Below are 21,771 nucleotides of genomic sequence, written 5' to 3'. Positions count from 1 at the left end.
AAGGCCCCGCAGGGGCCGCTGAGAGGATAATCCGGGTGCCAGCCAATTCCCCCGTATCGGACGGGCCTTCGACCGTGAGCCCCGCCGCGGTACCGGCGGAACGATCCGCCGGCGCGGCGCCGTCCTGGCTGACGGCCACGGGCGGAGCGATCGTGTCGGCGTCGTTCTTCATCTTCGTGCCCGCGCTGAAGCCCTTCGCGTTCGGCGTGTGGTACCAGTCGGAGCCGGTGATCGCGGCGCTGTTCGCCTGCGCGGCCGCCGCGACACTGTGCCTCGCTCTCATGGCCGCCCTGCGTTACCCGGTGACGGCCGCCCTCACCCACCCCCTGACCCTGGCGATCTCCGCCCTGGCACTCTGGTCGGCCGCGGCGTCGCTGGCGGCGCCGCTCCCGGTGCGGTCGGCGATGGGACCGCCGCAGACCGGCGAAGGGGTCCTGTGGTACGCGTCCCTCGCCGTCCTGACGGCGCTGACCCTGGCGGTGTGGCAGCGCCGGCGGGTCCGTCAGGCCATCGTCGGCTCGGCGGCGGTCTCCGGCGTCATCCTGCTGGCCCTCAATGTCAGCGAGCCGATCGGCTCGCCCTGGCGCCCCGTGGTCTGGCCGGAGTTCGCGGCGCTGCTGGGACTGTCCGTGATAGTTATCGTGGCGAGCGACAAGAGCCTCCGGTGGCCGGCGCCGCTGGCCCGCCGACTCGGGCGGCTCGCCGGCCCCGCGCTGTCCGGCCCCGACCCCCTCCGGATGGCGGCCGCCCTGGCGCTCGGCGGCGCGATCGTCGCGACGTCGCAGAACAAGACCGCGATCGGCATCGCGGCGGCGGCGATCCCCGCCATGCTGATCCTGGCCCGGGCGATCGGGACCGGGCGTTCCTGGCGCGTCCTCGCCGCCGTGGCGGCTCTCGCCCTGACCGTGGCGGTCCCGGCGGGAATGTACTGGCTCGGCACCGCGCAGGGGCTCGAGTCGCCGCTGTCGCGCACCGAGATGATCCTGGTGGCGTTCGAGGCGCTCCGGTCCGACCCGATGCTGCTGGTGCACGGGGCCGGCTGGGGCTCGTTCAACGACGTCCTCTACAGCTTCCTGAACCGGGTGCGCGACGTCCGCGCGGTCACCGAGACCTGGCAGCAGTCCCTGGGGAATACCGGCGGCGGCGCCTTCCACACCCACAATACCTATCTGGAGGCGACCCTGTCGGCGGGACTGCCCGGCGGCGTCCTGATGGCGGCCCTGCCGGTCATGGCGATCCTGTGCGCCCGCCGCCGTTCCCGCGCGCTGCTGTGCGCCGTGTGGGTGGCGATCGCCGGACTCCTGGCGGCTTGGTTCACCCTGCCGGTCGCGGTTCCCTTCCAGGCGGTCGCCTTCGCCGCGACCGCCGGCGGCGTGAGGCGGCGGAGCCCGTCCGGCACCGCGATGACGCGCCGCCTGGCCGCCGGCATCGCCCTGATCGTCGCCGTGACCCTCGCCGCCGGATCGGCCCTCGCGATCCGGGTCGCCGCCGACTCGGACCGGCTGCTCGCCGTGATCAGGTCCGGCCGGCCGCCGGCGTCCGACGCCCCGCCGTTCCTGCTGTGGGACCGCGGCCAGGGCGGCTCGCACCTGTGGTGGATCGCGCTGGACCTTACGCACGAACTGGCCGCAAAGGGCCAGAACGGCCAGCCGCTGACGGAAAGCGAGGTCTTCTGGTTCGAGACCCTGCTCCGGGCGGTGGACCGCCACGTCGCCGACCTGCCGTCGAGCACCCGGCTGAAGTCGCTGACTCTGATCATGCGGGACGAGCTGGCGACCAAGATGGGCGATCCCCGGCTCGACCGCCTGCGCGAGTGGGAGGTCCCCGCCTGGAGCCAGAAGCTGTTCGCCCTGCTCGACCAGCTGCCCGGCCGGGTCGACCTGTCCGTCCCCTTCCTCGACCTGCTGGTGACGTCGAACAACGGCCCGGTCGCGATCCGCGTCGGCAACGAGCTGCTGCTGCGCAACCCCGACGATCCCGTCGCCCTGTGGTTCACCGGCGTCGCCATGGCGCCGACCGCCGAGTGGGGAAACCTGGGACAGGCCCGGCTGCTGCGCGCGGTGGACGCGGGCGTCGAGCGGGTCATTCCCCTGACACCCGAGATCCGGGACAGGCTCCATGAACTGCGCCGCGACTGAGCGCGCCGCCGGCGCGCCCGGCCGGCCGCCGCGGATGCCGCTGGGGCGCCGCGGGCTGGCGCTCCTCCTGGCGTCGCTTCTCGCCGCCGGCTGCACGGCCAGCCCGGCCGAGCGCGGATCGGCCGCGGCCGGAATCGCCGCGGAAGGCCGGCTGGCCCGGTCCACCCTGCGTTCCGGCGGGTTCGACATCGCCGCCTGGTCGCGCTTCGACGACCCGGGCGGCCCCGTCCACGTCTATGTGGAGGGCGACGGCTATGCCTGGTCGTCGCCCTCCGACCCGTCGTCGGATCCGACTCCGCTCAATCCCGTGGCGTTGCGGCTCGCCGCGCGGGACGGCGGACCCAACGTCCTGTACCTCGGGCGGCCATGCCAGTTCCGGCCGGCGGGCTCCCGCGACTCGTGCGAACCGGCGTTCTGGACCTCGCGCCGCCTCGCCGAGCCGGTGATAGCGGCGCTGGACGGCGCCATCGACCGGGCGGTTCCGGCGTCTCCCCGCCGGCTCGTGCTGATCGGCTATTCGGGCGGCGGCGGCGCCGTCGTCCTGCTGGCGGCCCGGCGGTCCGACGTGGCCGCCGTGGTCAGCGTCGCGGGTAACCTCGCCACGGCGGCGTGGACCGCCCACCATCGGATCTCGCCGCTGTCCGGGTCGCTCGATCCGTCCGACTCGGCGCGCGGCCTGGGCGCCTTGCCGCAGCTGCACCTGGTCGGCGCGCGGGACGGCGTCGTGCCCCGGCTGGTCGCCGACAGCTACGCCCGGCGCGCGGCGCCCGACGCCTGCCTGCGCATCCTGCAGGTCGCCGGCGCCAGCCACGACAAGGGATGGCTGGAGGAGTGGCCGGCGGCGCTCCGGGAGATTCCGGACTGTACGGCCGCGCCGCCCCGGCCGGCCCCGATTCGATGACATGTGAACAGCGATGACATCTGGGAAAATCGTCATGAACCACTGGATGCTGTGGACCGTCGGCCTGGGACTGGCGCTCGGCCCCGCCCTGCCGGCGGGTTCCGCGCGAGCCGTCGAGAAGGCGGCGGCCGAGAAGGCTGCCGAAAAATCCGCCGCGAAAAGGACCGCCGCGGTCTCGCTCCCGGCCGAGGACTGGGCGGTCACCGCCGTGTCCCGGGAAGGCGGCGAGTTCGATTATTGCGCGGCGGGCACCCGGTACGACAACGGGCATGCCCTACTGATCGCGAAGAACAAGGCCGACGAGGTCGTCGTGATCATCGGCCTGCCCGAATCCAGGCTGAGCCCGAAATCCCTGCTGCCGACGAAGCTGACGATCGACCAGCGCGGCACGCGGCAGGGATCGGGACTGGTCACCAGACCGTCCGCCCTGGCGGTCTCGCTCGGCAAGGACGCCTCCTTCTTCGAGGCGATCCGCCGCGGGAACACGCTGACCATCGACAATCCGGACGTGAAGCTGTCGCTCAGCCTGCGCGGCAGCGGCACCGCGCTGTCCAACCTGAACGCCTGCGTCCAGTCGGACGGCAGGACGGCGGCGAAACCTCTGACGATCGCCGAGGCACCGCCGGCCCCGCCTTCCGGCCCGGCCGCCGGCGCGCCCGAGGTTCCCGTCCCGGCGGAAGCGGCGCCCCCGATACACGAGCCCGCACCGGCCGCGGCCCAGGCGGAGCCGCCCGCCGAGCCGCCCGGGACCGCCGCGACGGCCACGCCGCCGACGCCCGGCGACGGCAGGGCTTCGGAAGCGGTGCCCCAGCCGGTTCCGTCCCCCGTCGGCGAACCCACCATCGGCCAGCCCACCATCGGCCAGCCCACCATCGGCCAGCCCACCATCGGCCAGCCCACTGCGGCGAACGTCGCCTCCATGCCGGCGCCGTCCGCGGGGACCGCTCCGGACCCCGCCCCCGCGCCGGCCGCCGCTCCGCCGCTCCTGGGTCCCGCCCTGCCCGACGCGCTGGTCAACCTGCTTTCCGCCGCCGGCATGGCCGGGATCGTCCCGGTTTCTCTGGAACGGGTCGCGCCCGACCAGAGGCCGGCGACGTTCGCCTGGAAGTACGGCCAGGTGTTCGGCGGAATCCGCGAAGTCAGCATCATCGACAACCGCGGCCTTGCGGAATTGACCGAGTCCTATGTCGAGGTGCTGAAGAACAGCTGTTCAGGAGAATTCAGGTCGTCGCTGGGACCGGTCGAGCAGCTTCGCGAGATCACCCTGCGGGTCGGCGAGGCCGCCTGCGCCCTGCCGGAGCGGACGACGGAGTTCCGCCATGTCTATTACATGAACAGGGCACGGATCTTCACGACCTTCATCCATGAGAGCGACACGGCCGGGAAGGCCATGGCGGAGAAGGCCCGCGACCAGCTGGCGTCCGTGATCCGCCAGGTCGCCACCGCGGCCCGCTGAAGGCTGGGGCCGGGTCGGCCAGCTTGCGGCTGGGGCCGGGTCGGCCCGCTTGCGGCTGGGGCCGGGTCGGCCCCGGGGGCTGCAAGGGCCGGTCCGGTCAGTCCTTCCGGCCCAGGTGCGCCCGCCAGTAATCCAGAACCGAACGCAGGGTATCGTCCATGTCGCGCTTCGGTTCCCAGCCCAGCAGTTCCCGGGCCCGGCTGCTGTCGCCGACGACCATCGGCGTATCGCTGGCGCGTAACCGGGCGGGATCCTGTACCAGCTCGATCGGCACCGCCGACATGGACACGAGCCTGTCCAGCAGATCGCCGATCCGCCTGCCGGTTCCCGAGGCAAGGTTGATGATGCATCCGGGCGGCAGCCGGTCGGCCGACCGGATGATCCGGACATAGCCGTCGACCACGTCGCCGACATCGAGGAAGTCCCGGACGGCGTCCAGCCAACCGACGCGGATGACGGGCTCCTGCAGCCCAAGCTCGATCCGCGCGATCTGGGCGGCGAAGGACGGGATGGCGAACTGCTCGCCCTGGCCGGGGCCGGTATGGTTGAACGGCCGGACCCGGGTGACGGCGACTCCCTGCAGCGCCATCTGCCCGAGCATCAGGTCGGCCGCCGCCTTGCTGGCGGCATAGGGGTTGGCCGGCTGCAGCAGCGCCCCCTCGTCAAGGGGTACGCCGGCCTTGAAGCTGGCACCGTAGATTTCCGAACTGCCGCTGAACAGGATGCGGCACGACGGGCATTCGTCGGCGACCGCCAGCGCGACGTTCAACGTGCCGCCCAGATTGACGCTCCAGGCGAAACGGGGGTCCCGGGTGGCCGCCGTCACGGCCGCGATCGCCGCGAGATGCACCAGATGGGTCGGCTGTTCGGCACGGACGACGGCGCTTACCTGCGCCGCGTCGGTGACGTCCATCCCTGTCAGGCGGACCGGAACGCGGCCGAACGGAAACGCCGCGCCTGCCGGATCGCCGTCCCGCCGCCCCGTGTCCGGCCGGGAGGTGCCGACGACGATCTCGCTCCCTTCGGCCAGCGTCCTGTCCAGCGCGGCGACCAGGTGACGGCCTACGAAACCGGTCCCCCCCGTCACCAGCACCTTGAGCGGCGTTTCCTCCGAAGACACGGCGCGTCCTACTTCATGTTCCGGCGGACACGCTCAAGATCGACATCCACCATTTCGCGGATCATTTCCTCGAGCCCGATTTCCGGGACCCAGCCGAACTTTTCCCGAGCCTTCCTCGAGTCGCCCAGGAGGACGTCGACCTCGGCCGGACGGAAAAGATCGGGGCAGATCACGATGTGATCCTCGGCCTTCAGGCCGACATGGTCGAACGCGATCGTGCACATGTCGCGGACCGTCGTCGTGCGGCCGGTGGCGATGACGTAATCGTCGGGCTCGTCCTGCTGGAGCATCATCCACATGGCCCGGACATAGTCCTTGGAATGGCCCCAGTCGCGCTTCGCGTCGATGTTGCCCAGGCGCAGCTCCTTCTCCAGGCCGAGCTTGATCCGGGCGACGCCGTCGGTGACCTTGCGGGTCACGAACTCGATCCCGCGCAGCGGCGATTCATGGTTGAACAGGATGCCGCTGCTGGCATGCAGGTTGAAGCTCTCCCGGTAATTGACCGTCATCCAGTGGGCGTAGAGCTTGGCGGCCGCGTAGGGCGAACGCGGATAGAAAGGGGTGGTCTCCGTCTGGACGGGTTCCTGGATGAGCCCGTACATCTCGGACGACGAGGCCTGGTAGAAGCGGGCCGTCGGGCACTCCAGGCGAACCGCCTCCAGCACGTTGGCCGTGCCCAGGCCGGTGACGGTGCCGGTCAGGAGGGGCTGCTGCCAGGACGACTTGACGAAGGACTGGGCGGCGAGGTTGTAGACCTCGTCGGGCTGGACGTCCTTGAAGGTCCGCATCAGCCCTGAAAGGTCGGTGAGGTTGCCGTCGACGAACCTGATGTGCTTTTCGATCCCGAGCCACCGCAGGCGCGCGTCCACCACATCCGCCGAGCTGCTCCGCCGCAGCATGCCGTACACTTCATACCCTTTGCCGAGCAGAAGTTCAGACAGATAGGCTCCGTCCTGTCCAGTAACACCAGTAATCAACGCGCGCTTCATTACTTTTCCCCTTGATCACAAAAGGCATCGTCCACAGGAGGCGTCCAAACAATCCACATCGCTGAAATCAGCAAGATCATCTTCCCGCGCCAGGCCGGATATCGTCTAAGTCGGTCAATGTCATACCATGGGCACGATATCAAGGTGCCTGGTACGTCATGCTTCCACCGGATGGATGCGACGCATCAGGCCGACCGGGGCACCCGCACCGGCCAGACAGCCGAACGCTGCGGGATTCGCCCCGGCGGCATCGCATCGGGGAAGAGGCGACGCCGACTGACCTTCGATCGATCCATCATAGTCAATCCGACGGGCGCGCAACAAGGGGCGCGACGGCGGTCGCGACGAATCACGGCCGGCGATCAGGCGCGCCGCGCCAGGCGGGACGGCTCCCGCTCGCCGCCGTGCGGCGCGGCCGTTCCGCCGTCGGTGTCGGCGGACGAACGTCCATGCTCCTCGCCATCGGCCCGCCGCCGGGGATCGGCCGGACGCGGTCGCCAGGTGGCATCCCACCGGCCGTGGAGAATGGCTTCCACGAGCTGTTCCGCCGAACGCGCCCAGGTCAGCCAGGGCATGTTCCCGGTATCCGGCACGTCGCCACGACGGTGGCGTTCGATCCAGGCGGACAGCGCCTCCGCGAAATCATGCCCCTCCGTCCCGGAAAAATAGGTCGCATGATCGCCGGCGATCTCCCGGAACACCGGGATGTCCCGCGCGATGATCGCCTGGCCGTGCTTGGCGGCCTCGATCAGCGGCAGGCCGAAGCCCTCGTCCTGCGACATGCCGAGCAGCGCGGTGCATTGCGCGTAGAGCGCGTTCAGATCGGCGTCCGAGGCCTTGTCGAGCCAGTGGAGCCGCCTGCCGGCCTCGACATGGCCGCGCATCCTGGCCGCCAGGTCATCGACCATCCAGCCCTGCTTGCCGACCAGCACGAGATCGATGTCGGCGCCGGCGGCCCACAGCTCCTCGAAGGCGGCGAGGCACTGGGCGTGCCCCTTCCTGGGCTCGACCGTGCCGACCACCAGGAACTTGAGCGTCGGGCGCTCCAGGAGGGACGCCACCTGGTCCGAAACCGCACCCGTCCCGGTGTCGATATCCGCGCCGAGATGGAAATGGCCGATCCTCAGCGGGGTCGGCCGCTCGACATCCAGTTCCGGCAGGTGGTCCAGCAGCTGCTGCGCCACCGCTCGCGAGATGCAGACCAGCCCGTCCGCTTCGCGGCAGATCGTCCGCAGCCAGGTGCGGAACAGCGGGAACGGCGGGAACCATTGCGGGCGCAGGACCGGAAGCAGGTCGTAGACGACGTAGAAGACGCGGACGCCCCGGTGGCGCAGGCGGCGGTTAACCTCCCGCCGGCCGGCGATCTGGTGCGCCACCAGGTCCAGGCCCAGCAGAACGTCGCCCGGCCGGGTATCGATCAGGTCGTCCCCGAGACCCTTGCCGGGCATGCCGATCAGCTTCGCGGTCAGCGCGCGGGCATAGCGGAAGACCCCGGAGCCGTCGTCGAAGACCGGCTCGACCCGGAAGCCGGCCGGCGGGTTCTCCAGGAGCTTCAGGGTGATGTTCTTCGTGACGCGCTGGATGCCGGTGCCGGCGTCGCGCTGCACGAGTTCCGACACGTCGATCAGGAACTGGCGGACCGGCGCCGCCGAAGGCAGGTTCTCGGCGGCGCAGGCCAGCACCTTTTCCCAGTCCTCCGGGCCGGGGGCGTCGGGAGCGGAGATCGCCATGACGTCGTCGGCCAGCCGGTCCAGGCGCGCCATGCGGGAATTCCCGGCATGCTCCTCCAGCGCATCGCGATACAGCTCGGCCATGCGGGCCGGGCTGCGGTCCGGATCGGGCCGGACGATCCCGGCCGCGCTCTCCACGATCGCTCCGAGGCACGGGTACTTCGCCACGACGGCTTCGGGGTCCTCCGCCCGCAGGCGCTCGACCACCGCCGTCCAGCCGTGGGAGCGGTAAAGCTCGGCCGTCCAGGGATCGGGCCGCCCTTCCGCGGGCGGCAGGAGCGACAGCGCGTCGCCCAGGCGGTCGTCATGGAGTGCTACGGTGCCGGGCCACTGGCGGAGCAGGTCCGAGACCCAGGGATAAAGGTCGGCATCGTTCCCCAGCTGGTAGAGCACGCGGTCGAACCGCGCCCCGTTCCCGGCGAACCACGAGGCGGACCGGATCGGCAGGTTCGACCGGGCGAAGCCGTCCTCGACCAGGTCCTGGCGAACGACGCACTCGATGTCGTAGTAGCGGGCCAGTTCCGGCAGGATCGCGCCGCCATGGCGGGAGAACCGGTTCGTTTCCGGCTTCAGCGGACAGACGAAGGCCAGCCGGGGCCGCCGCGGCAGCGGTGCCCGCACCGCGACGCGGGAGCTTTCGCGGCGCCGGTCGTGCATCTCCTCGAAGGCGTCGAGCGCCTTGCGCGCCGTGCTCTCCCAGCTGAACAGGCGCGCACGGGCGAGGCCGTGCCGGCGCAGGTCCGCGAGGAAGCCTTCGTCGCCCAGGGCCCGCTCCATGGCGCCCGCGATGGCCTCGGGCGATCCGGCGTCGAACAGGGCATCCGGGCGGCCGACCACCTCGGGCAGGCTCGTCGAGTCCGACGCGATCACGGGAGCGCCGCAGGCCATCGCCTCCAGGGCCGGCAGGCCGAAGCCCTCGTGGAGCGACGGGAAGACGTAGAGCCGGCAGATGCCATAGAGCGCCAGCAGATCCTCGTCGGGGACATAGCCGGTGATGACGTAGTCGTCCTCGCGCAGGCCGGCCCGGCGGGCGGCGGCGTTCAGCCGCGACAGGTTGTGGTCGTCGATCCGGCAGACGATGGCCAGCCGATGGGACCGGCGCAGCTGCGGCGACAGTTTCCCGTAGGCCGTGAACAGCCCTTCCACGTTCTTGTGCGGCTCGATGGTCGCCGTATACAGGACGAAAGGCTTCTCCAGGCCGTAGCGCCGCCGCAGCGCCGCCTCGTCCGCCGGCTCGACCGGGCGGAACATCGGGTCGACCGCGGACGAGATCGACCGCACCCGGTCCTCCGGCAGGCCCAGCAGCTCGATCCCCTCCCGCCGCGTATGCTCGGAGATCGCCAGCCACAGGTCGGCCCGCCGCAGCGACGCCAGCTTGCGCTCGTACCAGTCGGCGACCGCGGGATTTGCCAGGTAGACGTCGCGCCGGACCAGCGGGATCAGGTCGTACAGGGTGACCGCCGTCGGCAGGTCGGCGGCGACCTCCCCGATGGAGGTGGTGACATCGTCGCCCAGCCCCTCGAACAGGCTGGACACGTGCAGGACGTCGGGCCGCAGCGACTCGAGGAACCGCTCGCGCAGCCGCTCCGCGGCCCGGGCGCGCCAGCGGCTGTCCCCCGTCACGGACCCGACGCCGCCGGGCTGGGACCAGGTGACGATCCGCTCCGCGGGGACGTAACCGTCCAGGTCGGCGCGGACCGCGTCGACCGTGTCGGGCAGCGCCCCGTTCAGCGCGACGATGACCTCGTGGCCGGTGGCCAGCGTCGCCAGGTGGCGCGCCAGGGCCAGGGAATAGCGCCCGATGCCGCGGACGCGGCTCGGCGATTGGCGGGACTGCAGGTCGAGGACGATACGCATGGTGGCTTCTTCCGGTCAGCGCGCGCGCGCAAGCGCGCGGCGGAAAGCGGTTTCGACGATGGCTTCCGCCGGGGACGGGCTGCGGGAGACGATGGCGGGTCCGGAACCGTCCGGCCGGCGGGGCTGCGGGATGTCGGCCACGGCGGTCGCCGGCACTCCCGGCGGCGGCGCCACGAGGGAGCGGACCTTGCGTTCAAGCGCGGGGCTCCTCGCCAGGACGGCCACCGCGGCCCGCTTGAGCACGGGCTGGCGCGCCGACCAGTGGGCCGCGCGGCTGACCAGGGAGGGACCCGGCCGGGAGTCCCCGGCGCCGCCCAGGGATTTGGCGAGGGCCGCGGCGGCCAGCTTGACCCCCCGCATCGGCGCCGTGATGCGCCAGGAGGAGCTGGCCAGGACGGTGTCCAGTTCCAGCTTGGCCACCATCGAGGCGTGCTCCAGCTCGGCCAGCCGGTGCCTCAGCGCGGCCGTCTCAGCCTGCGCCGAATTGTCCATTCCCTTGCGCAGGGCCGCGATGCCGGCCCTCAGGGCGGCGGCCTGGGCTGACAGGTCCGCCATCTGGTCGAGCAGCCTCGCCTCCCGCTCGGACGCCCGGGCAGCGGACGCGGCGGCCGCCTCGAAGGCGCGCATCATCTCGCCCAGCCGCGTTTCCAGTTCCAGACGCCGGGCCTCGTCCTCGGCCCGGCGGGCGATCTCGGCGGCCTGGGCCGCCTCGGCCCGGGTCTTCCATTCCTCGACCTGGGCCCGCAGGATCTCCAGCTCGCCCCCGTGCGCCTCCCGCTCCTCCTCCAGCTTGGCGGTGAGCACGTTCGCCCTGTCGTGCGCCTGGCGGTCGCCGACCCGCATCCAGTCGTCGAAGACGTTGGGCGGGCTCCGGAAGGAAGGGGCGAGGTCGGCATGCTCGTCCGCCACGTAGAAGCGGTTGAGACCGTCGAAATAGACGAAGGAGTAGCCCCGGTCCTTCAGCCGGGGCTCCCAGGATGCATGGTTCTGCACCTGGCTGAGCACTTCCGTCGCCTCGACGAGGATGATCCAGGGCCGGATCTCCTCCAGGGAGAGCCCCCGCAGGACCGAATCCTCCAGTCCCTCGACGTCGATCTTCAGGAAATGGACGTCACCCTCGACATATTTCCGGAGCACCTCGTCGAGCGTCTCGACGACGACGCTGCGCCGGGTGACCTGATACCCGGCGGCACGGTGGGTCTCGGCGATTTCCGGGCTGATCGTGGAAAGGCCGGTGCCGGCCACGTCATGGAAGTCGATGAACCCGGTCCGGTCCGCGACGGCGATCGGCAGGTTGACGTCGCGCGGACGCGCCTCCAGCAACTGCCGGTGGAATTCCAGGACCGGCTCGATGTTGATGCCCCGCCACCCCCGCTCGTAGAAGGCGCGGGTCACGGAATGCTCGTCCGGGCTGTTGGCTCCGACATCGACGTAGAATCCCTGCCCCACGTCGCGCAGGGCGCGGAACAGCATGATGTCTTCGTAGTTCTGGGCGTAGGAGATAAAGGTCATCGGCTCGGGGTCTCGATATCGGATTGGTCACGGACGGCGGGGATCCGGGCGCTTCGCCCTCGCCGGGGCTCTCGGGCTTGAGCGCCGGGGCGTTCAGTCTCCCGCTTCCACCCGGTCGGCACCGAGCTGCTCGCCCGCGGCCACCGGTTCGGTCCCGGTCTCGATCCCGGGGCCCCTTCCGTAGGAAAGGCGGGCCGGCAGCGGCGTCAGGCCCGCGTAGTCGGGCACGCCGTCGGGCATGACCTGGAAGACGACGGCCTGGTCGATCCAGTCCAGATGGCTGCTGTGCAGCGCGTCGTCGACCACGGCGACGGAGACGTTGTACGACCCGGCTCCCAGCCGGAGCTCGACGTCGAAATCCACGTGGAACCGGGTCCCGACCTCGAAGCGGTCGTCGATCGCGACCTTCTTCAGGTGGGTGTTGGTGCCGTAGATGTGGTTGCCCAGCCGGTCGCGGATCATGATGCCGACATTGGGCCGGACGCCGGGATCGTTGCAGGTGATGGTCTGCCGGATGCGGGCGGTCTCCCCCGTCTTGAAGACCCGGCCGGGCTTTCCGTCCATGTCCAGGATCTGGATGGCGGAGATCTCCATGCGGGCGTCGCCGCTGCGGGTGACGACGACGCCGTCGTTGCTGAACTGGCGGATCTCCTCGTCCTTCTTCCGCCGGTTGACCATGGCCTGGTAGTAGTCCAGGACCTCGTCCGGCCGGCCGTCGCGGATCACCACCCCCTCCTCGAGGATCAGGGCCCGGTCGCACAGGTTCTTGATCGCGGTCGGATCGTGGGAGACGAGGAACAGGGTCGTTCCCGCCTCGCGGAAGCGCCGGATCCGCGCCATCGACTTGTGCTGGAAATAGGCGTCGCCGACCGCCAGCGCCTCGTCGACCACCAGGATCTCCGGGCGGACCGCGGTCGACGCGCTGAAGGCGAGGCGCATCTGCATGCCGGTGGAATATGTCCGCATCGGCTCGTCGAAATAGTCCTCCAGCTCCGAGAACCGCTTGATCTCCTCGACCAGCGGCGGGATCTCCGCCGGGTCGAGGCCGAGGAGCTGGCAGCTGATCGTCGCGTTCTCCCGGCCGGTGAACTCGGGATGGAAGCCCACGCCCAGCTCCAGCAGCCCGGCGACCCGGCCGTCGATCGCGACGGTGCCGCTGTCGGGCGTCGAGACGCCCAGCACGATCTTCAGCAGCGTGCTCTTGCCGGCGCCGTTGTAGCCGATGATGCCGATCGATTCCCCGGGCTCGGCTTCCAGCGAGACCCCCTTCAGGATCCAGTGCTCGTGGCGGCGCCGGATCCTGCCGTTGGTGATCGCCTCGACGAAGCGGTCCCAGTCGCTGGCGAAGGTATGGTACTTCTTGGTGATGTTCCGGATGCTGATCAGGGGCATCAAAGATAGTCCTGGACCGCGCTGTACAGACGCTTGAAGCAGAAATAGGCCAGCGCGAACAGCACCGCCGCCAGCACCGCGTGGCCGACATAGGCGGCCGGGTCCGGCAGGGCGTTGTTGAGCGCGATGTCGTGGTATCCGGTGATGATCCGGGTCATCGGGTTCCAGTTCGTGACGAACGAGGCGACCGCCGGCGGCAGGATCGACAGCGGGTAGACGATGGGGGTCAGCCAGAACCAGAAGGTCAGCACGATCCCGATCGCCTGCCCGACGTCCCGGAAGAAGACGTTGAGCGTGCCGAGCAGCATGCCGAGCGAGATCGCGATGGCCTGTTGCAGGATCAGCAGCGGGATCATGCCCAGCAGGGCCCATCCCGGGATCCGCCCGGTCACGATCAGCAGGACGGCGAAGACCCCCAGCATGATCGCGAACTGGACGCCCTGGGACACCACCACGATGATCGGCAGCGTGATCTTCGGGAACCCGGCCTTCTTCAGCAGCATGGCGTTCTCGCCGAAGATGTTCAGCGAGCGCAGGATGGTGTTGGAGAAATAGGTCCAGGTGATGATGCCGACGCACAGGTAGATCGCATAGGACATGCTGTCGTCGGAACCCGGCAGCCTGCTTTTCAGCACCTCCACGAACAGCGTCATGTACAGCAGGATGAGGGCCGCCGCGTTCAGCACCGGCCACAGCCAGCCGAGCACCGAGTTCATCGACTGCAAGCGCATCTCGCGGGTGGCGGCGCTCCAGATGAAGGCACGATAACGCCACAGCGGTTCCGCAAAGGGAATTTTCGTGATCACTGCATTCATGAGAGAGTCCGCATTGTAGTCTGCCCGCTTCCGCTAAATGACAGGTCCATCATGAATCCAGCCTCACACGTTCCGGCAACTTGCCTGGCACTCGAAATCTCTCTCTAGGTTTCCACTTAAACATGTTTAACAACATATCAACTAATATTTACTGTAATCCTTGCCGCAGATAGGAGCGGAACGCTTTCGCGTTGTCAAGCGCGCTGCCCCATAGGGGGCCGTAACTAGACCTCTGCGCCGGCCAGCAGCAGGGCGCCCAGGGTTTCGGCATAGGCCTCGGACGAACAGCGCCGGCGGATCGTCGCGGTGGCGGCATTTCCCAGCCGGGCGCGCACGTCCGGGCATTCCTCCAGCAGGCGCAGCTGCCGGGCGGCGTACTCGACGGAGGGCTCGGCCCAGACCTGGTCGGCGTAGTGGTAGCTTCCCTGGGGGTCGACGGCCGGCACAAGCCAGTAGGAGACCGGGCAGGAATTGTCGAAATCCATGAAGTCCGTGTTGCCCGACCAGTTCGTGGCGACGACCGGCACGCCGCGTCCCATCGCTTCCGCCAGCGGAAGGCCGAACCCCTCGGACCGGTGCAGCAGCATCACGGCGTCGCTGCCGGCGATCAGCGCGTCCAGCTCCGCCCGGTCCAGCGTGCCGTCCAGGACGCTGATGCGCGGATCGCCGTCGATCGCTTCGGCCAGCTGGTCGCGGCCGGCCGGATAGGCCGAGACATGGTGCGTCTTCAGGATCAGCCGCGCCTCGTCGGCCGGCCCGAAGGCCAGCTTGAACGCCTGGACCGCCGCCACCGGGTTCTTCCGGGTGAAGCCGGACGCCATGTTGAACGGGGTGAGCACCGTGAAGGGCGCGCCGGCCCGATCGGCGGCCGGCCGGAGGCGGCCCGGCGCCGCGACCGGATGGGCCACGATCCGCACCGGGCGGTCGGTGTGCCGCCGGAACGCGTCGGCGGTGAACCGGCTGGGAACCCAGATCTCGTGGACATGCGGCAGGGCGGCGATCCAGTCGGCCGGCAGGTCGGGCAGCTCCCAGGCGAAATAGCCGATGATCCGCTTGGCCTTGACCGCCGCCCTTCCCAGCATCAGCAGGGCCAGCGGCGCCAGCGGCGCGTTGACGTGCAGGATCACGGTGCCCGGCCCGGGTGCGACCGCGGCGCCGGGGTCGATCGGCTCCGCCGGGTCGCCGCCGAGCATGACCTGGCTGACGTCGAAACCCCGCACGTCCAGCCCCTGGGCGCGGAGCGCGCGCATGCAGAGCCGCGCTCCCTCCCCCAGGCCGGTGGCGCTGGAGATCGGTCCCACGACGACGACCGGTTCGGCCGGCGGCGGGCCGGGCAGCCGCGCGGCGGGAGCCGCCAGCCGGGTGGTGCCGAACAGCAGCGACCGGCGCAGGCCCGGCGGCATGCTCCGCCACAGCGAGCGCACGGTCTTCCGGGGGGATACCGTCATCACGGCGGTGCCGCTCCGGTGGTCAGCGCGCCTGCCGGCGGAGCGGCAGGCGGCTTGCCGTCCCGGAGGCCGGGACGGTGCCGTAGCGGGGCCCCGGAGGCGCCGACGGGCCGGCCCCCAGCAGGAAGCGGGAGATGCGATCGCCGGCTTCCGACCAGCGGTCCTCGGCGTTCCGGGAGATGCCCTGGACGCAGCGGTGATAGAGGGCGGGATCGTCCAGCAGACGGCCGATCGACGCCGCCAGTTCCTCCCCGCTGATGCCGGCCGCGATCAGGCCGTTGACGCCGGGGACGATCTGCTCGACCAGCGCGCCGGCCGGCGTGCCGACCACCGGAAGGCCGGCGGCCTCGGCCAGGACGAGGACGCCGGACTGGCTGGCCTCCCGGTAGGGCAGGACGACGAGGTCGGCCTCCTCCAGGACGCCGCGCAACTCCTCCTCCCCGATGTAACGGTTCTCCACGGTCACGTCCGCCAGCCCGTCCAGGGCGGCCCGGTACGGCGAGATGTCGCCGTCGCCGTAGATGGCCAGGCTGAGGTCGGGATAGTCGGCCTTCAGCCGGCCGTAGGCGTCGAGCAGCAGGTCGAGGCCCTTGTAGGCGATGATCCGGCCGAAGAAGAGCAGCCGCCGGGGCGCCCGGGCCTCGCCCGCCGGCCGGCAGGTCCGCCCGGCGTCGATGAACTGGTTGAACGGGCCGCAGGGAGCCACCGCGATCCGGTCGGGCGCGGTGCGGTGACGGGTGCGCAGGACGCCGCCGACATGGTCGCTCAGCACCACGTACCCGTCGGCCTTGCGGATCTCCCAGTCCAGCCACCACTGGTACGGCAGGAACCGCTCGCCCGGATGGAGTGCGGCGTCGTGGATCGTCACGACGTAGCGCGCGCCGGCCCGGCGGATCGCCGGCAGCATGAAGGGGTTCCACAGGTGCTGCATGGTGCACAGGACGACGTCGATCTCGTGCCTTTCCAGGTATTCCCTGAACTGCCGCCTGACCTGCGGCAGGCGCGACAGCGCCATGACCGCGGATCCGACATCGCGATAGGTGTCCACGTCGAACCCCGGGATGCCGAGCTCCTTGATCTCGCGGTAGAGATCGCAATCGCGGGAAACCGACAAGTGCAGGTTGAACTCGTCACGCCGAGACAGTTCACGGGCAACTTCCAAGCAATAATGGGCTCCACCGCCTCGCCTGCCCCAATACCAAAGCAGGAGATTCTGCTTCCGGCCGTCGGGCATGTGTCGCTTGTCAGTGCCGACCACTCAATCAGGCCCTCTTCTCGTCGCTTACGGGCTGGCCACGCACATCAGACCTGCTGGATGCCTGCCACTCCGGAGCAGGCCTGTCTCACAAACAAAACATCCGAGCAGTTGGCATCACCGCCATAGCTAACGAGCGTACCCCACCCCGTCAATAATCAAAGGGGCTTAATCTAAGTGCCCTGAACGGTCATGACGGCAGAAACAAAGGCAATATGCCTTTTCGGCTAGACCGGAACATCATGTGCAGCAGTCCGTTGGGGCTAGGGAGTCGCGGTTGAATATTTCCGATCCTTTACTCCATATCTCCCACTCCATGTCTCCCTACGCCGGATCACCCGACTGCCGCCGCCGGGCGCGACGGGATCTCCGGACCGGCGTCCCGGGTCCCGGCCCGGTCGGAGCCGGGATCGAGCCAGCGCCGCCGCCACGCCTGGAACATGAGCACGCCCCACAGCCTGTCGCCGTGGTCGCGCGCGCCCGACAGGTGCTCCGCCCAGCGGCGGCGGACCGGCCCGGGATCGAGCACGCCATCCTCCTCCAGCCGCCGCCCGTCCAGCAGGTCCTCGGCCCAGTCGCGCAGGGGGCCGCGCAGCCAGCCGCCGAGCGGCACGCTGAAGCCCATCTTCGGCCGCTCCACCAATTCCCGGGGGACGTGGCGATGGAGCACCTGGCGGAGCAGCCACTTGCCCTGTCCGTCCCGTACCTTGAGCGAGGCCGGCAGCCCGGCGGCGAACTCGACCACGCGGTGGTCGAGCAGCGGCACCCGCGCCTCCAGCCCGACCGCCATGCTGGCCCGGTCCACCTTCGCCAGGATGTCGTCCGGAAGATAGGTCACCGTGTCGAGGAACTGCATGCGCCGGAGAAAGTCGGGAATCTCGCCGGCGACCGAGCCGTCCCACAGGATGCCGTGCGGCTCGTCCGCCCCCCTGACGATCTCCGCCGGGTTCCAGTGGGACAGCAGGCCGCGATAGACCTCGTCAGGTCCCGACGCCGCGAGCAGCGCCGCCAGCTTGTGCAGGCGATCGCCCGCGCGGTCCGGCCGGAACGCGCGCGGAAGCAGGCCAAACCCGCGGTCCCAGGCACCTTCGGACGGCCCCGACAGCGCCGCCGCCGCGATGCCGCGCAGGCTCCGGGGAAGACGGTCCAGCCGCCGGCGCGCCGCGTCCGCCCAGAAATAGCGGTGGTAGCCCGCGAACAGCTCGTCGCCGCCGTCGCCCGACAGCGCCACGGTGACATGGCGGCGGGTCATTTCCGAGACCAGGTACGTGGGGATCTGGGAGCTGTCCGCGAAAGGCTCGTCGAACAGGTCGGGCAGCCGGGGAATCACGTCGCGGGCGTGGTCGCGGCCGACATAGAGCTCGGTGTGGTCGGTGCCCAGGTGGCCGGCGACCGCCTTGGCGTGGACCGCCTCGTCATAGCCCGCCACGTCGAACCCGATCGAGAAGGTCCGCACCGGCCGGCCGCTTCGGGCCTGCATCAGCGCCGCCACGGTCGAACTGTCGATCCCGCCGGAGAGGAAGGCGCCGAGCGGCACGTCGGCGACCATCTGCCGGCCGACGGCGTCGCCCAGCAGCGCCTCCAGCGCGTCGATGGCCGACGCGGGGTCGCGTTCGCGCGGCGGAACCCGAGCCACCGCCCGCATGTCCCAGTAGCGTTCGGTCCGGGGCTCGGTCCCCGGCTCCCAGGTCAGCATCGAGCCGGCGGGAAGCTTGGCGACGTCCCGGTAGATCGTGTGCGGCGCTGGAACGTAGGCGAAGCGCAGGTAGGAGGCCAGCGCGCCGCGGTCCAGGCCCGGCGACCAGCCCGGATGCACCCGCAGCGCCTTCAGTTCGGACGCGAACATCACGCCTTCCCCGGCCCTTGCCTTGCTCCCGGCCCCGTTCCCGTTCCCGGTCCGACCCCAGTAGAGCGGCTTGACGCCGAGCTGGTCTCGGACCAGCGTCAGGCGCCGGGCGGCCTTGTCCCACAGGGCGAAGGCGAAGATGCCGATCAGCCGCCGCACCGTCGGGCCGACGCCCCAGGCGGCGCAGGCCTCGACCAGCACCTCGGTGTCGGACTGGCCGCGCAGGCGGATCCCGCCGGCCTCCAGCTCGGCGCGCAGGTCACGGTAGTTGTAGATCTCGCCGTTGAAGGTCAGTACCAGCCGGCCGTCGGCCGACTCCATCGGCTGGCGCCCGAGGGGCGACAGGTCGACGATCGCGAGCCGCCGATGGCCGAACGCGACGCCCGCCGCCTCGTCGGTCCAGACGCCGTCGCCGTCCGGGCCGCGGTGGGCCAGGGCGTCCGCCATCGCGCGTACCAGGGTTGCCGGCGCCCGGCGGCCGGAAGGTTCGACGAAACCGCAGATGCCACACACCGGAACCGATCTCCCCGCCTGATTGTCCGTGACAGCGATGGTTCAAGAAGAACCATGAGTTCCCGAATAGAAGCCCGCGCCCGCTCCGGGCAAGCGCAATCATCGGTAAGCGGGACCACCTTATGGGTGACGATCGAAAAGGCGCCCAGCCGCATTGACTTCCCCCTAAGCGCGACAGCATTCTCCGCCGGCCAAGCTTCCGGCAGCGGCGCGCGTCCCGGTTTTCGCAGGTTTCGGTTATCGCGGTGGTATCCAGACTTCCTCTCCTGATCACGCGGAACCCGGCGTTCATGCGGCTGGCCCGGGGCGGCGGCGGCGTCATGGCGCTGAACGTCGCGGGCATGGCCCAGGCGCTGCTGCTCCAGATCCTGCTCGCCCGCCTGCTGGGACACGAAGGCTACGGGCATTTCGCCTACGTCATGGCCTGGGTAAACATCCTGGTCTACCTGGCCGTCATGGGCCACGACATGCTGATGATGCGCAACGTCGCGGCGCACCGGGCCCGGCAGGAATGGGCCCTGCTCGCCGGCGTGCTCCGCCATGCCGCCGGCCTGGTCGGCGGCCTCAGCATCGCGATCTCTGCGCTCGGCGCGTTCCTGATATCCCGGCAGCCGGGAATCCCGGCGGAGCTCGGCGCCACCTTCCTGGCCGGCTTCGTGGTGCTGCCCCTGCTCGCCATGCTGAGGCTCAATGCCGCCGTGCTGTACGGACAGGGCCAGGTGGTGCTGGGCACCGCGCCGGAACGACTCGGGCGCGACGCCGTCGTGCTGCTCCTGGTCGGAGCCGCGACCGGCCTGTCGCTGGCGCTGACGCCGCCGGCCGTGATGGGGTTCGTGGCGGTGGGCGGGGCGAGCGCGCTGGCCCTGATCCTGTACCTGCGCCGGCGCCGCGCGGTGCTGCCCGTCCCGGCGCCGCGCGCGGTCTTCCGGCGGCGCGACTGGATCGCCTCGGCCTTCGTCCTGGGGCTTACCGGCGGCAGCCAGCTCCTGCTCCAGCGCAGCGACGTGCTGATGATCGGCTGGCTGATGACCGCCGCCGACGCCGGCGTCTACGTGGTCGCCTGCAACGTCGCGGAACTGGTGCTTTTCCCGTACCTGGCGGTGGGCGCGATCGTCGCCCCCTCGTTCGCCGCCCACTATGCCCGGGGAGAGCGGACCGAGCTGGCCGCCTTCATGCGGACGACGACCCTGATGACGCTCGCCGGGTCGCTGGTCATCGGGATCCCGCTGATCGTCCTCGCCCCCTGGATCCTCGGGCTGTTCGGGTCCGAGTTCGTGGACGGCGCCGGAGCCGCCCGCATCCTGATGGTCGGCATCTGCCTGCGCACGGTGATCGGCCCGAGCCACCTGATGCTGACCATGACCGGGCACGAGCAGCAGGCGATGCGGGCGCTGGGCTGCGCCGCCGCGGCCAACGTCGCCCTGAACCTGGTCATGATCCCGGCCTTCGGGATCGAGGGCGCCGCCGCCATGACCACCCTGTCGCTGCTGGGCAGCCAGATCGCCATGGCGGCCATGGCCTGGCAGCGGGTCGGCATCCCGCCGCCCCTGCTGCCGCGCCGCCTGCTGGCCGCCCTGGCGCCGCGCGACGGCGGGCCGCGTGACGCGGAAAGCGGCGGCTGAACCGATTCGGGGAAGCTCGACCCGCACGGTCCCGAATCGGAAGGGCTATGACCGAGTTGCGCTGGCACTGCCGGGTGGGCTGGGCCATAAAGCGGCCGTACCGAACTCGACCGAGGTCCTGGATGACGATCTTTCTCACCGGTGTCGCCGGCTTCATCGGCTCCCATGTCGCCGAGGCGCTGCTGGCCCGCGGCGATCAGGTGGTCGGCATCGACAATATGAACGACTATTACAGCGTGGACCTCAAGCGCGCGCGGCTCGGGCGGCTGGGCGGCCGCAGCGGCTTCACCTTCATCCAGGCCGACGTGGCCGACCGGGAGGCGGTCGGCGCGGCGCTGAAGCGGGCGGAGGCGTCCGGACCGGTCACCGGCATCGTCCATCTCGCCGCGCAGGCGGGCGTACGCTACTCGCTGGAGAACCCGTACGCCTATGCGGACGCCAATGTGGTCGGCCAGGTAATCATGCTGGAAGCCGCCCGGAAACTGGATTGCCTGGAACACTTCGTCTATGCCAGTTCCTCCTCCGTCTATGGCGCCAACACCAAGCTGCCCTTCTCGATCGACGATCCGGTGGACCATCCGGTCTCGCTGTACGCCGCGACCAAGCGCGCGGGCGAACTGATCGCCTACAGCTTCAGCCACATCCACAAGCTGCCGGCGACCGGGCTCCGCTTCTTCACGGTCTACGGCCCCTGGGGCCGGCCGGACATGGCGGCCTACCTGTTCTGCGACGCGATCATGGCCGGCAGGCCGATCCGGGTGTTCAACCAGGGCCGCATGGAGCGCGACTTCACCTATATCGACGACATCGTGGCCGGAGTCGTCGCGGCGCTGGGGCGCCCGCCCGCTCCGGACGCGCGCGGCGTACGCTCCATGCTCTACAACCTGGGAAATCACCGGTCGGAGAGTCTGGTCCGCTTCATCGAGGTGATCGAGCAGGCGCTGGGCCGCACCGCCCTGAAGAACCTGGAGCCGATGCAAGCCGGCGACGTGCCCGCGACCTACGCCGACATCGACGCGACCCGCCGCGACCTGGGATTCGAGCCTGCGATTCCGATAGAAGTGGGTATTCCCCGGTTCGTCGCGTGGTACAAGGACTATCACGGCATCGCATGATCGACTTTCCCAAGCCGGGACGTTCCGGCCGGACCAAGCTGGGGCCTTCCGCCCGGATATCC

At 70.2% G+C, this 21,771-nt stretch carries 14 protein-coding genes; 5 read left to right on the top strand and 9 right to left on the bottom strand.

Features of this window, described 5'->3' with window-relative positions; translation table 11 throughout:
• Window positions 1-35: 35 nt before the first annotated feature.
• From IGS68_RS03095 to IGS68_RS03085, 3 genes are read left to right on the top strand one after another with little or no spacing between them, the layout of a single operon-like run.
• Window positions 36-2,138, top strand: coding sequence for a hypothetical protein (locus IGS68_RS03095; RefSeq protein WP_201077239.1), 2,103 nt, complete (start codon window positions 36-38; stop codon window positions 2,136-2,138).
• Window positions 2,119-3,039: an alpha/beta fold hydrolase gene (locus IGS68_RS03090; protein ID WP_201077237.1), complete on the top strand. Its 921-nt coding sequence runs from the start codon at window positions 2,119-2,121 to the stop codon at window positions 3,037-3,039. Before IGS68_RS03095 ends, IGS68_RS03090 begins: the two co-directional genes overlap by 20 nt.
• Before the next feature lie 34 nt (window positions 3,040-3,073).
• Window positions 3,074-4,495, top strand: a complete 1,422-nt coding sequence (locus tag IGS68_RS03085) for a hypothetical protein (protein WP_201077235.1) — start codon at window positions 3,074-3,076, stop codon at window positions 4,493-4,495.
• A 97-nt stretch (window positions 4,496-4,592) separates the two neighbouring features.
• Here IGS68_RS03085 and IGS68_RS03080 read toward each other — a convergent pair whose 3' ends face one another.
• From IGS68_RS03080 to asnB, 9 genes are all read right to left on the bottom strand, one after another.
• Window positions 4,593-5,615 (bottom strand): GDP-mannose 4,6-dehydratase, encoded by a 1,023-nt coding sequence (locus IGS68_RS03080; RefSeq protein WP_201077233.1) that lies wholly within the window; start codon window positions 5,613-5,615, stop codon window positions 4,593-4,595.
• Between the two features lie 8 nt (window positions 5,616-5,623).
• On the bottom strand, window positions 5,624-6,604 hold the full coding sequence (gmd, locus tag IGS68_RS03075) for a GDP-mannose 4,6-dehydratase (RefSeq protein ID WP_201077231.1): 981 nt from the start codon (window positions 6,602-6,604) through the stop codon (window positions 5,624-5,626).
• 362 nt (window positions 6,605-6,966) lie between these two features.
• Window positions 6,967-10,191, bottom strand: coding sequence for a glycosyltransferase family 4 protein (locus IGS68_RS03070; protein ID WP_201077229.1), 3,225 nt, complete (start codon window positions 10,189-10,191; stop codon window positions 6,967-6,969).
• A 15-nt stretch (window positions 10,192-10,206) separates the two neighbouring features.
• Window positions 10,207-11,703 (bottom strand): FkbM family methyltransferase, encoded by a 1,497-nt coding sequence (locus tag IGS68_RS03065; protein ID WP_201077227.1) that lies wholly within the window; start codon window positions 11,701-11,703, stop codon window positions 10,207-10,209.
• A gap of 93 nt (window positions 11,704-11,796) precedes the next feature.
• Window positions 11,797-13,095, bottom strand: a complete 1,299-nt coding sequence (locus IGS68_RS03060; RefSeq protein ID WP_201077225.1) for an ABC transporter ATP-binding protein — start codon at window positions 13,093-13,095, stop codon at window positions 11,797-11,799.
• Window positions 13,095-13,910: an ABC transporter permease gene (locus IGS68_RS03055; RefSeq protein ID WP_201077223.1), complete on the bottom strand. Its 816-nt coding sequence runs from the start codon at window positions 13,908-13,910 to the stop codon at window positions 13,095-13,097. The genes IGS68_RS03060 and IGS68_RS03055 overlap by 1 nt, the downstream gene beginning before the upstream one ends.
• A gap of 224 nt (window positions 13,911-14,134) precedes the next feature.
• Window positions 14,135-15,358 (bottom strand): glycosyltransferase family 4 protein, encoded by a 1,224-nt coding sequence (locus IGS68_RS03050; RefSeq protein WP_201077221.1) that lies wholly within the window; start codon window positions 15,356-15,358, stop codon window positions 14,135-14,137.
• Window positions 15,359-15,380: 22 nt separating this feature from the next.
• Complete coding sequence (locus IGS68_RS03045; protein WP_247881151.1) at window positions 15,381-16,520, bottom strand: glycosyltransferase family 4 protein; 1,140 nt, start codon at window positions 16,518-16,520, stop codon at window positions 15,381-15,383.
• A 427-nt stretch (window positions 16,521-16,947) separates the two neighbouring features.
• The gene (asnB, locus tag IGS68_RS03040) at window positions 16,948-18,972 is read right to left on the bottom strand and encodes an asparagine synthase (glutamine-hydrolyzing) (RefSeq protein WP_201077218.1); all 2,025 of its coding nucleotides are present in this window, start codon (window positions 18,970-18,972) and stop codon (window positions 16,948-16,950) included.
• A 290-nt stretch (window positions 18,973-19,262) separates the two neighbouring features.
• On the opposite strand from asnB, the gene IGS68_RS03035 reads away from it, so the two are divergent.
• On the top strand, window positions 19,263-20,594 hold the full coding sequence (locus IGS68_RS03035; RefSeq protein WP_201077216.1) for an oligosaccharide flippase family protein: 1,332 nt from the start codon (window positions 19,263-19,265) through the stop codon (window positions 20,592-20,594).
• 122 nt (window positions 20,595-20,716) lie between these two features.
• Window positions 20,717-21,709, top strand: coding sequence for an NAD-dependent epimerase/dehydratase family protein (locus IGS68_RS03030; RefSeq protein WP_201077214.1), 993 nt, complete (start codon window positions 20,717-20,719; stop codon window positions 21,707-21,709).
• Window positions 21,710-21,771: the final 62 nt, after the last annotated feature.

Source organism: Skermanella sp. TT6, assembly GCF_016653635.2.
GTDB lineage: Bacteria > Pseudomonadota > Alphaproteobacteria > Azospirillales > Azospirillaceae > Skermanella > Skermanella cutis.
This window is presented reverse-complemented; position numbering and strand designations above follow the sequence as displayed.

What these genes read in the sequence shown, in the direction of transcription:
- IGS68_RS03030 (WP_201077214.1), top strand. Translation starts at nt 20,717, where the DNA reads ATGACGATCTTTCTCACCGGTGTCGCCGGCTTCATCGGCTCCCATGTC.
- IGS68_RS03035 (WP_201077216.1), top strand. Translation starts at nt 19,263, where the DNA reads ATGCGGCTGGCCCGGGGCGGCGGCGGCGTCATGGCGCTGAACGTCGCG.
- IGS68_RS03050 (WP_201077221.1), bottom strand. Translation starts at nt 15,358, where the DNA reads ATGACGGTATCCCCCCGGAAGACCGTGCGCTCGCTGTGGCGGAGCATG.
- gmd (WP_201077231.1), bottom strand. Translation starts at nt 6,604, where the DNA reads ATGAAGCGCGCGTTGATTACTGGTGTTACTGGACAGGACGGAGCCTAT.
- IGS68_RS03090 (WP_201077237.1), top strand. Translation starts at nt 2,119, where the DNA reads ATGAACTGCGCCGCGACTGAGCGCGCCGCCGGCGCGCCCGGCCGGCCG.
- IGS68_RS03065 (WP_201077227.1), bottom strand. Translation starts at nt 11,703, where the DNA reads ATGACCTTTATCTCCTACGCCCAGAACTACGAAGACATCATGCTGTTC.
- IGS68_RS03060 (WP_201077225.1), bottom strand. Translation starts at nt 13,095, where the DNA reads ATGCCCCTGATCAGCATCCGGAACATCACCAAGAAGTACCATACCTTC.
- IGS68_RS03070 (WP_201077229.1), bottom strand. Translation starts at nt 10,191, where the DNA reads ATGCGTATCGTCCTCGACCTGCAGTCCCGCCAATCGCCGAGCCGCGTC.
- IGS68_RS03085 (WP_201077235.1), top strand. Translation starts at nt 3,074, where the DNA reads ATGAACCACTGGATGCTGTGGACCGTCGGCCTGGGACTGGCGCTCGGC.
- IGS68_RS03055 (WP_201077223.1), bottom strand. Translation starts at nt 13,910, where the DNA reads ATGAATGCAGTGATCACGAAAATTCCCTTTGCGGAACCGCTGTGGCGT.